Origin of the sequence: Streptomyces sp. YS-3 (assembly GCF_045257485.1) — a bacterium.
Classification (GTDB): Bacteria; Actinomycetota; Actinomycetes; order Streptomycetales; family Streptomycetaceae; genus Streptomyces.
In genome coordinates this window covers 1-13,489 of record NZ_JBJHPC010000147.1, presented here as the reverse complement: position 1 = coordinate 13,489, position 13,489 = coordinate 1, and the positions used below count along the sequence as shown (strand labels likewise).

The following is a 13,489-nucleotide window of genomic DNA, read 5'->3' as shown; positions in this document are numbered from 1 at the left end:
GACGAACAGCACACCCTGCCGCTGGAGGCACTGGAGGCGGCGCTGCGCGAACGCGCAGCCGCCGTCCGCATCCTCGGCGGCGCCGTGCCCACCGAAGCGCTGACGGCCGCGGTGCGSCGCACCGGCCCGGCAGCGGTGGTGCTGTGGTCACAGACCCGCTCGACCGCCAGCCGCCCCCTCGCCCAGCACATCGCCGACACCCACTGGGGGATGCGCGGAGCGCGGCGCGGCCCCGTCGTCCTGCTCGCGGGACCCGGCTGGAGCCACCGCACGGCACCGTCGGGCCTGCTGCGCCCGCACGGCCTCGGCGAGGCACTCGCCATGCTGTCCCGCATACGGAAACCGTGACGGACGTCGAGGGTCACGGGGTTTACGGCCCGCCGATGCGAGCAGCAGGGCGGATACGACCATCCGGTTCTACGACGAGGAGGTCCGCATGTCGGGCGAGGAGAAGACCAAGGCCCACACCGAGCAGGCCAAGGGCAAAGTCAAGGAGACCGTCGGCCGCGCCACGGGCAACGAGCGCATGACCGACGAGGGCCGTGCCGAGCAGGCCAAGGGCGACGCACGCCAGGCCAAGGAGTCCGCCAAGGACGCGTTCCGCCACTGACACGGCACGCACGCCTGGTACAGCGAGGGCCCCGACCCACTCTCCCGGGTCGGGGCCCCGCCGCGTCCCGTCCCGGACACGCGTCCGTGCGGTCCCGCGTCCGCCGAAGCATCTCCTCGACGATCTCCCGTCGTGGAATGCCTCCCCAGGGTTTCTCCCCACGGCCTCTCCCTGCGACTTCTCCCTACGGCTTTTTCTTCAGCGCGCCGGGCTTGTGCACGGCCGTACGCCCCGACTTGTCGCTGCGCACCTCGTACTGGGGCTCGTCCGGCGAGGCGTCGACCGTGCGACCGGCCGCGCGGGTGCGTCCGGTGAGCTCGCGCTCGACCTTGCCCTCGGTTTCGCTGCCGTGGCTGCGCCAAGCCACCTGGTCACCCCTGGACAGCTCCTGCTTCCCCGAGGACTTCTTCCTCTTGGCCACAGCCGGCTCCTTCCCGGCCCGCACGGCCTTCCCGTGGGAACCGCTCTCCACCCTGCGGGCGAACCCCGAGGGGCGCATCCGGGGGGGGCCGCGGCCCGCAGGCGCCGCCCCGGGCGATGAGACCCGTACCGCCTAGACTGGGGCAAAAGGCCTGGACCAGCTCCGCGCGGGACTGCTGCGCCCGGCGGGTAGGGCAGGAGGAAGCGAGCGGAGTGGAGATGCGGCGGCGCCCCCAGGATCCGGGCCATGAGGCCGAAGGACTCTTCGGCATGGAGGAGCTCATGGCCGTGGCCGCGCCGTCGGACACGGAAGCGGCCCGCCCGTTCCGTGACGGCCCGGAGGCACGCCGACTACTGCGGGTGACGGAGATCCACGCCGAGCCCGCCGCCGCCGCGTCCTGGCGAGGCCGGCAGATTCTCGCCCGCTTCCCCGACGCCCGGCTCGTCGAGACGGACTCCCACTGGCGCATCCCCCACCTGCACGGCAACGAGGGAAACGTGGAGCGCTGGGTACGGATCAAGAGCGAGACCCTGGTCCTGGGCGAACGCACCTCCCTCGCCGTCCGGCCGAACGGACGCTCCGCCGACTGGATCGCCCCGGGCCTGTCCAACGGATGCGCCATGGCCTGTGCGTACTGCTACGTCCCGCGCCGCAAGGGATTCGCCAACCCCATCACCGTCTTCACCAACGTCGACCGCGTCCTCGGCGCCCTGCGCCGCCACATCACCGCCTCCGGTCCCAAGAGGGAACCCAACCAGTGCGACGAGCGGGCGTGGGTCTACGACATCGGAGAGAACGGCGACTGCTCGGTGGACGACCTGATCAGCGACAACACCGCCGATCTCGTCAACGCCTTCCGCCAGTGGCCCACGGCCAAGGCTTCCTTCGCGACCAAGCTGGTCAACCCGGACCTCCTGCGCCTCGACCCGCAGGGCCGCACGCGGATCCGGTTCTCCCTCATGCCGCCCAATGACTCCCGCCTCCTCGACATCCGGACCAGCCCCGTCGCCGCCCGCGTCGAGGCCGCGGCCGACTTCCTGGACGCCGGGTACGAGGTGCACTTCAACCTCTCCCCCGTGGTGATCCGGCCCGGCTGGCAGCAGGACTGGGACGAGCTGCTGCGCATGATGGACGACGTACTGCCGCGCCGGGTGAAGGAACAGAGCGCGGCGGAGATCATCATGCTCACCCACAACAAGGACCTGCACGAGGTCAACCTCGGCTGGCACCCCCGGGCCGAGGACGTCCTGTGGCGGGAGGATCTCCAGCAGCCCAAACGGTCCGAGAACGGTGCCTGGAACGTGCGCTACCGCACCGGGGTGAAGCACGAGGCCGTGGAAGCCCTCTCCGACATGATCGCGACCCGCGCACCCTGGCTGCGAGTGCGCTACGCGTTCTGACCCCCGGGCCGTACACCGGGCCGCGCAGACCTCGCCGCTTGTCCAGGGCCGGACAGGTCCGGCGGCCATCCCCGCGAGCGGCACCGGCCGCCTTCTTCTCCGCCGGATCCGGCCCGCCCGCTGAGGACTCGCGTTCACCGAGCACACGCCCCGACGTCATGAACCCGTTGCCTCGCGTTGCGCACGAGTGCGGATCATGAGCCCGCCGGGATGGGCGTCCACCCGTGTGTTCACCGCAAGGGAGTTCAGATGAACCCGCGCAACCTGCGCAGGCCCGCAGCCATGGTGGTGCCGCTGACCGCGCTGGCCCTCGTGTCCGCCGTGGGAACGGTCGGCGCGGCCCCGGCGAGGCACACCCCCGTACCGCGGATTGTCTCCACCGCGACCCTGCCGGACATTCCCCTGGCCTCCTTCAGCAACCGCCTGCTGCCGGGCAGCGTCGGTGACGACCGCGGAATCCACCTCGGCGGCATCGGCAGCGACTTGTACCCCGCCGAACGCCCGGGCGAGTACTGGACGGTGACCGACCGCGGGCCCAACGGCCAGATAGCCGTCGGCAAGGACAAGCGGCGCACCTTTCCCGTCCCCGGGTTCGACCCGGCCATCGTGAAGATCCGTCAGACAGGCGGCCGGATCCAGGTGCTCCAGGCCATCCCGCTGACCACGGCCACCGGGAAGCCCGTGACCGGGCTGCCCAACCAGCCCGCCCGCGACGAGGCTCCGTACACCTACGACGCCTCCGCCCCGCTCGCGTACAACCCCAACGGCCTGGACACCGAGGGTCTGGTGCGGGACCGGGACGGAAGCTTCTGGCTGGCCGACGAGTACGGCCCCTCGCTGGTCCATGTCTCACCGCGCGGCCGGGTCCTGGCCCGCCACGTTCCGCGGGGCCTTCACCTCACCGGTGCCGACTATCCCGTGGTGGAGTCCCTGCCGTCGACCTTCCTCAAGCGCAAGGTCAACCGCGGGTTCGAAGGGCTGGCGCTGCTTCCCGGCGGCGACCTGGTCCTCGCGTTGCAGAGTCCGCTGCTCAATCCCGACAAGGCGGGAGGGGAGGACTCCCGCACCACCCGTCTGCTGCGTTTCTCGCCCCGGAAGAACCGGGTCACCGCCGAGTACGCCTACCGCTTCGATCCGGTCGGCGTCGTCGAGCCCGGCCAGACGAAGACCTCCGAACTCAAGATCTCCGCGCTGGTCGCACTCGGCCGGGACCGTCTGCTGGTCCAGGAGCGCACCGACAAGTCCAGCCGCCTGTACGAAGTGCGCCTGCGCTCCGGCTCCGACATCCTCGGATCCCGCTGGGAGGCTGCCACGAGCCCGTCCCTGGAACAGCTCGACGATCCGGCGGCGGCCGGCGTCCCGGTGCTGTCCAAGCGCCTGGTGGTCGACCTGAACACGGTCGCCGGTGTACCCGGCAAGATCGAGGGCGTCGCGGTCGACGGCTCCTCGACGATCGTCCTGCTCAACGACAACGACTTCGGCATGAGCGACGGCCCTGGGGCGTTCGACGCGGCCGGCCGCCTGGTGGACACCGGTATCGAGTCCACCCTCGTCCGGGTACGCCTGCCGCGCCCCCTGCGCTGACGAGTACGCAGCGTTTCCGCGGCCTCAGCGGCCCATGAGGACGTCGTTCCGGAGGGCGTCGCGCAGGTCCTGCAACCCGGTGACCAGGCCCAGACCGGCCTGGTTGACCGGCGTGAGGCGGTCGATGACGGCGCGGCTGCGGACGGTGTCCTCCGCGTTGATGCGTTCCATGATCTGAGCCAGCGTCGACTTCAGACGGGACTGGTGCTGCAGGTGGTGATGGTCGACCGCGTCGATGAGGAGCCGGCCCTGGCTCTGGGTGACGCTCTCGAAAGCACTGCGGGCCTGCTTCACCTGTTCGTCGATCATGTCCTTGCGCTCCTGGCGTGCCCTCTCGACCTTGGACTCGCGGTCCTTGAGGGCATCGGTGACTTTCGCGATGGCGATGGCTGTCAGGACGGCCGCTCCCGCCGGAACCGCGATGGTGGCGAGACTCAGACTGGTCGTGAGCCATACGGCCCCGGCGGCGATGGGGCTGGCGACGCCGAGGGTGTTCGCCGCGGCCTGCACCACCCCATAGGCCGTCAGGGGCTGGCGGCTGTCGGTCTGCATCGGGAAGTAGTTCGTGTCGAGCGGTTCTGGGGAGACCAGTTGGGAGCCGGTGTTCACGCCTAGGTCCGCCCGGATCAGCTCCCTGGCGCTGGCGTCGAGCGCCTGCAACTCGCCGGCCCACAAGGTGGCCGGGCCCGCGGCTGACGTCATCCACTGGCTGAACAGCTGGACCTGGAGCACGTCGACCTCGTTGGCGTGCTCGGCGCTCAGGTTGCCCCGGTCGATCAAGGGGTCGAGCTGCTGGTGCAGTTCGTCGGCCAAACCGTTGAACGGGGCGCGCGCTGTGCGGATCCTGCGTTGCAGCTCGCGCCCGAGTTCGGTCCGGATGCGGTCAAGGGAGCGTTCGGCGCCCCTGATGCGGCCACGAAGACTGTCCTGTTGTGCCTCCAGGTCCTCCACGGCCAACTGGTGGGTGTCGAGCATGTCGGCGAGCTGGCGCTGGCGACGGCGTACGAGCCATCGTGCCTCGTCGGCCACCTGGCGCAGGTGTGCGTGGCCCGCGCCGGACTCCATCAGACCCCGAAGGTGGTCGCGCAGTGTCTCCATGCCGCTGAGCCGCCGAAGGGTGCTGCCGTCGTCGCCCTGGGAGTCCTTGAAGTCCGCCTCGGCCTCCCAGGCGGCCGAGACCGGCAGGAATCCTTCCCCGATGAATTGTCCGCCCGGGGTACCGAAGTGGGTACGGAGATAGGCGTTGTTGGTGGTCAGCACGCTCTTCCAGGCGGCCTGGCCCTGCTCACGCTGGGTCGCCAAATCGATTCCCGTGAGGACCCACAACACCTTCTTGTTGGCGTTGCTCTGCATGTGGTGCGCGTACAGGTCACGGATGAGCTGGAGTTCGTTCGCGGTCAGGGCCGATGTCGCGTGACTCACGTAGACGAAGCAGTCGGCCTTCGCCCACGCCTCCCGCATGATGACCTCGTGCTCTTCGATCGGCGACTCCGAGCCGGGCAGGTCGAAGAGCTTGACCGGCAGACGCGCGTCGGAGATGAGCACTTCGATCGACTCGACACGGAGGTTGATGTGCTCGCGGCGCCGGTTGGTGACGTTGCCGTCCACCGCTCCGTACGCGGCCACCACGGCGGGCGGCAGGTCCGTGCCGATGTCTTCGACCCTGCCACCGGTGAAGTTCGCCCGCAGCAGTGCCCGGCCCCCGTCCCGGCCGGAGGAATCGTCTCCGACGGGGATGACCGTGCACGGACATGCCGTGGTCGGGCGCGCCGATGACGGAAGGACGCCCAGGAACTCCGCCGACGGCATACCGTCCTCGTCGGTGATGGGGATGTACTCCAGGGCGCCCTGCAGGCCGCTGATCAGGAAGCTCTTTCCGGATGACTGCCGTCCCAGCAGGGCCACGTTGAGCATGGACGACAGGACGCGTGTACGCAGGGCCTCCATGCGTGCGGCGTCCCCGGCCAGGCCTGCCGCGTCGGGAAGGAGATCGCGCACCCCTTCCTCGTCGCACAACCAGCGCTCGCAACGGCTCAGCAGGTGCTTGAGTTCGTCCCGGGCTTCCTCGACGGGCATCATGCTGTACTTCTACCGCAGGACACCGCTCCCGCGCCCGCCAAACCGGTCAACACCGCTCCATCCAGCAAGAATTACGCACCGGACCTGCACCGACCCCGCCGGTCACGGCCTCCTCCTCAGACACCTCCTCCCGCCCCCACCGAGTTGGAGTGCGGGAAGCGGGGCAGACGGGGGCCATGGGTGATCATGGAATAGCCGCTTACGGGGAAGCCGGGCACATATGACCGCGCCACTGGACCGACGGGCCGCGACGGTGAGCCGACGGGCCTTCAGCCTCCGCCAGACCGTGCTGGTCTTCGGCCTGCTGGCCCTGTTCCTGTGGGGGGTCGCACTCACGGCGAAGACCCTCGCCCAAGCAGCCGGCGGCGGCCCCCCGGGTGCGGGCGTGGCCATGACGGTGTGCGCGTCGGCGGCCCTCCTCGGCCTGCGCCGGTCCCGCCGCCGCCGTCTGACGGACCGTCTTGTGGACGCGGCCGACGCGATCAGCCAGGAGCTCGCCGAAACCCCTCAGCCGGCGGCCCCGCCGACCCACCCGGCCGACCTCGCGCCGTACGAGCGCGAAGTGGGTCCGCCGCCCACCGAGGCCGTCGTCTTCACGGCGGAGGAATACGGCGCCATGGACGCGGACACGTTCGAGGAGGCGATAGCCGCCCTGTGCGAGCGGGACGGCTGCACCGACGTGCAGGTCGTCGGCGGCGCGGGCGACCTGGGCGCGGACGTTGTCGCCACCGCCCCCGACGGCCGTTCGGTGGTCATCCAGTGCAAACGCTACGGACCGGTGAACAAGGTGGGCTCGCAGGAGCTCCAGCGCTTCGGCGGCACCTGTTTCGCCGTTCACGAGGCACAGGTGGCCGCCGTGGTGACGACGGGCGAGTTCACGCAGCCCGCCGTCGAGTACGCCGAGCAGTGCGGCATCCGCTGCGTGGACCACCTGGGCCTCGCCGCCTGGACCGATGGCACCGGCCCCGCACCGTGGAACGAGACGACGCCCTGACGGAACAGCGCGTCCGACCGCTCCTGGGGATGGCGGAGCGGGGCCCGGCCGAGAAACCGGCCAGACCCCGCGGGTGGTGCTGTTCCGACCAGACGGCCGACTGGGCCAGCCGCCTTGTCGGGTGGGACACGTCAGGGGCGTGCCCACTTGGCATTGGTGCCGGTGCCGCACTGCCACAGGCCGACGACCGAGCCGTTGGCGGTGGCCGCGCCGAAGACGTTGACGCACTGGTCGGGCTTGACGACGCTGGTGATCGTGGCCGTGGTGCCGTTGACGTCCCACTTCTGCTCACCGCGCCCGTCGCAGGGCAGGGCCTTGAGGTGCGAGCCCTGGTTGGCACCGGCATCCGCGGTCAGACACTTGCCCCCCACCCGCAGCTCCTTGGCGGCGGTGTGGTCCCACTGCTGGTTGGCACCGCCCCAGCAGTCCCAGATGACGGCGTCGGCGCCACCGTTGCTGTCGAGGCAGCGCCCGGACTGCTCACCGCGGAAGCTGCTGGAGGCCCAGCGCTCGCCGCCGGACTGCCAGCGCACGGCCAGAGTCCCGTTGTCATCGAGGGTCGCGTACGAGCCGGCACCGCTCCACGTGCCGCTGGACCACAGTGCACCGCCCTGGGTCTGGCCACCGTCCTTCTTGTAGAGGACGAGGTTGCCGTCGTTCTGCATGTGCAGGTACGCGTACCAGTCCCCGGTGACCTTGCTCCACAGCTCGCGCCCGGTGGCGATTTCCCGGATGTGGATGTTGCCCTGGATGTCCATGAGGAGCACGGTCTTGCCGTTGGTCAGCCACGAGCCGGGCATGAGCTTGCTGTCGGAGGCGAGCTTGTCGCCCCGCGGGCCCGTGTCGCTCTGCCACAGAAGCTTGACCATGCCGGCGCTGCCGTTGGAGACGGTCTCGGAGAGCACGAGGTTGGCGTCGGCCTGAAGGGACAGGTGGGCCCCCGCGTGACCCCAGGTCTTCGTCGACCACAGGGCGGAGCCGGCGACGGAGTCGCCGCCGTCCTTCTTGTAGACGACGAAGTTGCCGTCGGCCTGCATCCTGGCGAACGCGCCGGGGTTGCCGCCGGTGCCGGACGCCCACAGGGCGCCGCCCTTCCCCTCGCCGCCGGTCGAGTGGTAGATGACCAGGTTGCCGTCGGCCTGCATGACGAGCTTGCCGTATTCGGAGGTCAGCGTCTCACCGGTGTGCAAGGTCATCCCGGCCTTGAGGACGACCGGCCGCTGCTTGGCGGAGGCGATCCATTCGCCGAGGCCGTCGGTACGGGCCGCGACGGCGCCGGTGCGGGTCTCGGCCGGGTCGCCGCCGAGACAGCCGCCCTGCCAGGAGCGGCTGTTGACGCCGACCAGTTCGCCCGCGGCGTTGAGTACGGGGCCGCCGGTGTCGCCCTTGCAGATCGCGTCGGTGCCCTTACCGGTGAGGGTGAGGCTGGTCGCATCCGTGGTGTTGACCGTAAAAGCGCCGGTGTGGGCCTTGCCCGGTACCCATTCGGTCGCGGTGCGTCCGAAACCGGCGGCGAGGAGGTCGGCGCCGGGTGCGGGGGCGGAGGCGGCACGCGGCGCCGCAGCTATGGCGGTGACCGGTGCGGCAAGGCGGGCCAGGGCCACGTCGCGGTCGTCGCGCGCGAGGACGTCTATGACGTCGACGGCCCTGCCGTCGCTCAGGGTTGCGGTGGTGGGCAGCGCCGGTCGCCCGGCCGGGACGGTCGAGCCGGGGGTGGTGGCGAAGCAGCTCGCGGCGGTCATGATCCAGGAGGCGTCGATGAGCGTCGCACTGCAGCCGCGGCTGGTCGCTTCATCGCCGATGTTCAGCTTGACGGCGGAGGCGAGTTGGCCGGACGCGGCTTCCGGGCCGGTGACCGCCTGGGCGGTGCCGATGGCCAGCAGACCGGCGGTGACCGTGGTGGCGGTCACCACGAGGCCGGTCATCCGCGTCAGGCGGGAACGGGGAACGGGCATGGGGAGTAGTCCTTCGCGCGGGGACGGGCTCGGGCGCACGAGAGTGCGGCAGGGCCGAACCGGTGGGAGCTGTTGTGTGTTCGCCGCCGCGGCGTCACGGCGGTCGGTGTTGCCGGGCGCCAACCGTGGATGGCCGCCCGGCCGTGAGCCGTCGTCCTTCGACTGCCCGCCCTCCGTGCGTTGTGCGCGGGCGAGGCGGTGGCCACCGACGGAGGTCCACATCGAGGTGTCGGGCCGCTCAGATCTTCCACACCTGGTCGGCGTAGTGCGAGTCACAGCTGACCTGGGTCACGGGTGCGCCCCATTCCGGCGTGCGCCATGAGACGTACATGCACTTGTCGGTCACCGTGTTCCGGACCGAGTAGCCGCCGCCGGCGACCGGCTCCAGCTTCCACACCTGGTCCGCGAACTCCGGGTGGCAGTCGTACTGGGTCACGGGCGCACCGTCCTCCGGAGTGCGCCACGAGACCACCAGGCAGCGGTTGCTGTTGTGGTTGCGGATCTGGTAACCGCCCTGCACCGGCTCCAGCTTCCAGAGCTGGTCGGCGTACTGGGGGTCGCAGTCGACCTGCTGGGCCGGGGCGCCGTTGTCGGGAGTGCGCCAGCCGACGTACGCGCAGCGGTCGCTCAGGGCGTTCCGCAGCGACGCGGTCGTGAAGCGGACCTCCTTCAGCCACGAGGCGAGGTCGTCGGTGCGGGTGGAGATTGCGCCGGTACGGGTCTCCGTGGCAGGGGCTCCCAGGCAGCCTCCCTGCCAGGAGCGGGAGTTGACGGCGACGATCTGGCCGGAGGCGTCCAGCAGCGGGCCGCCGGTGTCGCCCTGGCAGATCGCGTCGCTGCCCTTGCCCGTGACGGCGAGGGTGGTGGATGTGGCGGAGTCGAGGATGAAGGTACCGGTGTGGAGCTTGTCCGGCACCCACTCACTCTGTGTGCGCCCGGACCCGACGGCACGCAGTTCGGTGCCGGTGGCCGGGACCGCGCCGGCCAGGAGCGCGGGGGTGATCCCGGTGGCCGGGGTGGCGAGCCGTACGAGGGCGGCGTCCCGGTCGGTGCGCGGCGAAACCTCGGTGACGGCGACCGTCCTGCCGTCGCTGAGCGTCGCGGTGGTGGCGAGGGCAGGCTTGCCGGCCGGCACGGTCGCACCCGGGGTGGTGGCGACGCAGCTCGCGGCGGTCAGGACCCAGAAGCGGTCGACCAGGGCGCCGGTGCAGGCACGGGAGGTGGCCTCGTTGCCGATGGTGAGGCGGACGGCGTAGGGGTGCGCGGCGGCGGCCTCGGGGCCGGTGACCGCGGCGGCGGGGGTGGCGGTGATCAGGGCTGTCGACAGCAGGGCCGCGGTGGCCAGCAGGCCGGAGATCCGCGCGGCGCGCGGACGCAGTACAGACACGTATGTCCTTCGAAGGCAGGGCGGGCATGGCTTCGCCGACGGCCCGGGCGCTGGTCGGCTTCTCGGCCGGCGGTTTCTGGGAAGTGGCGCTGGGGCCGGTGCTACTTGCTGGTGCGGATTTCCATCAGCATGAAATCGCGGCCCTGCTCGTCCGCGGTCTCACCCACGGCCGTCCACGCATTCTTGTCGACGGTGAACGTCTTTTCCTCGGTGCCGGTGGTCATCGCGACCTGGGCGGCGTAGTTGTTTCCCTTCACTCCGAAGACCGCCGGGATTTCCAGGCTCAGGTATCCCTTGTCCCCGGTGCCCCGGAAGCAGACCTTCTCGTTCTTGTGGGAGAACACCTCCATCTGTTCCGGGGCGCCCGTGCACTGGGCGAGGAGGATGTGGCCGTCTCCTCTCTTGAGCTTGATCTTCTGCTCCGCGAGGATTTTGTCGGCGTTCGGGTAGGCGAAGTCCTCGATGGCGTAACCCGGCCCCTCGTCGGCAACCGCCTTCGTAGCGAGAGTGTCGGGGCTGGAGCCGCCGGGCACTCCTCCGGTGATCGCGACCCAGGTCAGAGCACCTGCGCTCAGGGCCGTGGCGGTGATGCGCAGGATGGTGCTACGTACCTTCATTTTGATCCCCAGGGTCGATTCAGGGTGTTCGTGAACGCGCGGGAATGCGCAGCGAGAAGAGGGGGCGCGCGAGCTTTTGCGCGTACCCCGGCCAGGGCTGAGCGATGCCGTCGAAAGGCAAATACGACGGCATTACTCAGGGGCTGGCGATCTTCTGAATGAAAGCAGCCACGCGTCGGCAAGCCAAGCGGATATAAGAACCCATAACGACGCAAAACCTCTGCCCGAGACGTGACTTGCGTCACTCCACGGAATGGTTGTGTCGTTTTTGCGAAAACTTGAGGGCGGGATTCGGCCATCTTTCATTCATTGCGCCAATGAGGTTCCAAACAGGTGTTCTCAGGGCGTGTGTGCCCTGCATAAGGTCGGGACACCGCCGCAGCGGTGCGATATTCCGAGCGGGATTCGACCTCGACCTCGAGGAATCGCAATCAGAGAGGTTCTTCTGTGCAGGAAACGTTTTGGAGCCGACGCCGTTTCACCGCCGCCGCCGCGGCGAGCGCAGCCGCTGTCTCCACCCCCTGGTTGTTCACCACGCCCGCACGGGCCGCCACCGCCACCGCCACCGGCGCGGCCGACGCGGCGGGCGACGCCCTGGCCCTTCCGGACACCGACCGCGCCAAGGTCGTCAAGGCATGGGTCCTGGGCGGCCGTTCGGTCAAGGAGGCGGCCTCGTACGCGCTGAGCGGCACCGACCAGGACATCACCACCTTCCTCACCGAACAGCTGCCGAAGGCGACACGGATCGACAACCGTGTGGCCGCCTTCACCTACCTCGGTTTCGGAGGCAGGAGCGTTCGCAGGGACGTCAGCGCGGCCCTCAACGGTGGTGACGAGGTGATATCCGCGTTCGTCAAGGACGGGTTCCGCTCCTCGGTCACCGAGGACATGCGGGTGTCGACCCTCAGCGTCATGGCCAACGGCGGAAAGAGCGTCAAGCGCGACGGCAACACCGCCCTGGCCGCCGGAACGGACCAGGCACTGGAGCAGTTCCTGCTCACCACCCAGTACAACGCCAGGCTGGAGGACATGCGGGTCGAGATCATCCGCAGCCTCGCCACCGCCGGCCCGGAGCTCAAGAAGTACGCCAACCGGGCCCTGAGCGGGACCGCGGACGACGTGCAGTGGTACCTCGACACCGGCCAGCACATCGCGCGGGCCCGCGACCAGGAAACCGCCGGCATCGCGCAGTTGGTCGCCATCGTCCAGCGTGAGAGCGCACGGGCCCGGGAACAGACCGACCTGGCCGTCGAGGCCTCCGCGCGTGCAACGACAGCCGCGAGCAAGGCCAAGGAGAAGGCCGAAGAGGCCGCGTTCGAGGCCGAGCAGGCGAGGAACGACGTCCGCTTGGCCGCCGACGCGGCCCGCTCGGCCGCCAGCGCCGCCAGCGGCGCCGCGTCCGCCGCCCGGACCGCCATCCGCGCCTCCTCCGCCGCGGTCCAGGCCTCGCAGCGGGCGTCCTGGGCGGCCACCGCGGCCTCCCAGGCGGCAGCAGCCGCCGGATCGGCTGCCACACGCGCCTACAACGCCGCGATCGCCGCGTCGAAGGACGCGTCGAGGACCGAAGAGGCGAAGAACGCCGCCGTCGCCGCCCGCGACGCCGCCGCGAAGGCCTACGACGCGGCCAAGGCCGCCGATGACGCGGCCACCGCATCGGAGCAGTCCGCCGGCGCCGGCCTGGCCGCCGCCGACGCCGCCCGCGATGCCGCCGCCGCCGCGAAGGCCTCCGCCCAGGCCGCGGCGGCCTCCGGCGTCGCCCAGGGCGAGGCGGCCGAGGCSAAGCGCCAGGCCGAGATCGCCTCCTCCGCGGCCAACCAGGCCACCAACGCCGCCTCCACCGCCCGGGCGCTGGCCTCCACCGCCGCCCGAGCCGCGCGCGCCGCCAACACCGCGGCCAAGTCGGCTGCCGCACACGCGGAAAAGGCCGCCGACGCGGCAGAGGAAGCCGTCAAGTACGCCGGGCAGGCCATCGACTTCGCCAACAAGTCCACCGCCTACGCCAACGAGGCGGTCCTGGCCGCGAACCTCGCGACCCAGGCCATCGCCGACGCGCTGGACGTCGAGAAGAACGCCCGCGCGGCCGAGGCGGCCATGCTGGCCGCCGACAGGCTGCAGGGCATGAAGCAAGCGGCCCAACTCGCCCTGCTGGACAAGAGCGAACGCGCCGCCGCCCTGAACAAGCGCTCCCAGGCCCAGCAGACCGCCCAGGCCACCAAGGACCTCATATCCCGGGCGGAACAGGCCCTCGGCAACGACGACCTCGCCGTCGCCGCCACCCTCGGCCGCCAGGCAGCCACCGCACTGCTGGACTCCAAGGGCACCTGGACCCGTCAGGCCGCCCGCTTCGCACTCGCCGGATCCGACTACGACGTCTACTCCTGGATCGACCTCGACCGCCAGCTCGCCGCCTCCCAGGACGACCGCGAGACCATCCTCTTCATC

9 protein-coding genes and 2 pseudogenes are annotated in these 13,489 nt (G+C 70.5%); 6 read left to right on the top strand and 5 right to left on the bottom strand.

The annotated features are described in order from the left end of the window. Both ACJA3G_RS14955 and ACJA3G_RS14950 read left to right on the top strand, forming a co-directional pair. Positions 1 to 348: pseudogene (locus tag ACJA3G_RS14955) on the top strand (transcriptional regulator); the annotation flags it as partial. Between the two features lie 88 nt (positions 349 to 436). Continuing rightward, on the top strand, positions 437 to 610 hold the full coding sequence (locus ACJA3G_RS14950; protein WP_406553460.1) for a CsbD family protein: 174 nt from the start codon (positions 437 to 439) through the stop codon (positions 608 to 610). Positions 611 to 794: 184 nt separating this feature from the next. Here ACJA3G_RS14950 and ACJA3G_RS14945 read toward each other — a convergent pair whose 3' ends face one another. Further along, the gene (locus ACJA3G_RS14945; RefSeq protein WP_406553459.1) at positions 795 to 1,031 is read right to left on the bottom strand and encodes a DUF2945 domain-containing protein; all 237 of its coding nucleotides are present in this window, start codon (positions 1,029 to 1,031) and stop codon (positions 795 to 797) included. A gap of 269 nt (positions 1,032 to 1,300) precedes the next feature. Here ACJA3G_RS14945 and ACJA3G_RS14940 point away from each other — a divergent pair, with 269 nt between their 5' ends. Next, on the top strand, positions 1,301 to 2,431 hold the full coding sequence (locus ACJA3G_RS14940; protein ID WP_406553458.1) for a spore photoproduct lyase family protein: 1,131 nt from the start codon (positions 1,301 to 1,303) through the stop codon (positions 2,429 to 2,431). 249 nt (positions 2,432 to 2,680) lie between these two features. Further along, positions 2,681 to 4,015 (top strand): esterase-like activity of phytase family protein, encoded by a 1,335-nt coding sequence (locus tag ACJA3G_RS14935; RefSeq protein ID WP_406553457.1) that lies wholly within the window; start codon positions 2,681 to 2,683, stop codon positions 4,013 to 4,015. A 24-nt stretch (positions 4,016 to 4,039) separates the two neighbouring features. Here ACJA3G_RS14935 and ACJA3G_RS14930 read toward each other — a convergent pair whose 3' ends face one another. Then, positions 4,040 to 6,094, bottom strand: coding sequence for a hypothetical protein (locus ACJA3G_RS14930; RefSeq protein ID WP_406553456.1), 2,055 nt, complete (start codon positions 6,092 to 6,094; stop codon positions 4,040 to 4,042). 220 nt (positions 6,095 to 6,314) lie between these two features. Here ACJA3G_RS14930 and ACJA3G_RS14925 point away from each other — a divergent pair, with 220 nt between their 5' ends. Next, a complete protein-coding gene (locus ACJA3G_RS14925) occupies positions 6,315 to 7,088 on the top strand; it encodes a restriction endonuclease (RefSeq protein WP_406553455.1) in 774 nt (257 codons plus the stop codon). A 131-nt stretch (positions 7,089 to 7,219) separates the two neighbouring features. Here the strand turns inward: ACJA3G_RS14925 and ACJA3G_RS14920 are convergent, their stop codons facing one another. The 3 genes from ACJA3G_RS14920 to ACJA3G_RS14910 all read right to left on the bottom strand — a co-directional run bounded on the left by ACJA3G_RS14920 (position 7,220) and on the right by ACJA3G_RS14910 (position 11,047). Continuing rightward, positions 7,220 to 9,043 carry a trypsin-like serine protease gene (locus ACJA3G_RS14920; RefSeq protein WP_406553454.1) on the bottom strand — a complete coding sequence of 608 codons (1,824 nt, stop codon included), beginning with the start codon at positions 9,041 to 9,043 and terminating at the stop codon, positions 7,220 to 7,222. A 238-nt stretch (positions 9,044 to 9,281) separates the two neighbouring features. Next, positions 9,282 to 10,430: a trypsin-like serine protease gene (locus ACJA3G_RS14915; RefSeq protein WP_406553453.1), complete on the bottom strand. Its 1,149-nt coding sequence runs from the start codon at positions 10,428 to 10,430 to the stop codon at positions 9,282 to 9,284. 101 nt (positions 10,431 to 10,531) lie between these two features. Then, positions 10,532 to 11,047 carry a hypothetical protein gene (locus tag ACJA3G_RS14910; protein ID WP_406553452.1) on the bottom strand — a complete coding sequence of 172 codons (516 nt, stop codon included), beginning with the start codon at positions 11,045 to 11,047 and terminating at the stop codon, positions 10,532 to 10,534. A 447-nt stretch (positions 11,048 to 11,494) separates the two neighbouring features. Here ACJA3G_RS14910 and ACJA3G_RS14905 point away from each other — a divergent pair. Next, a pseudogene (locus ACJA3G_RS14905) lies at positions 11,495 to 13,489 on the top strand (ALF repeat-containing protein); the annotation flags it as partial.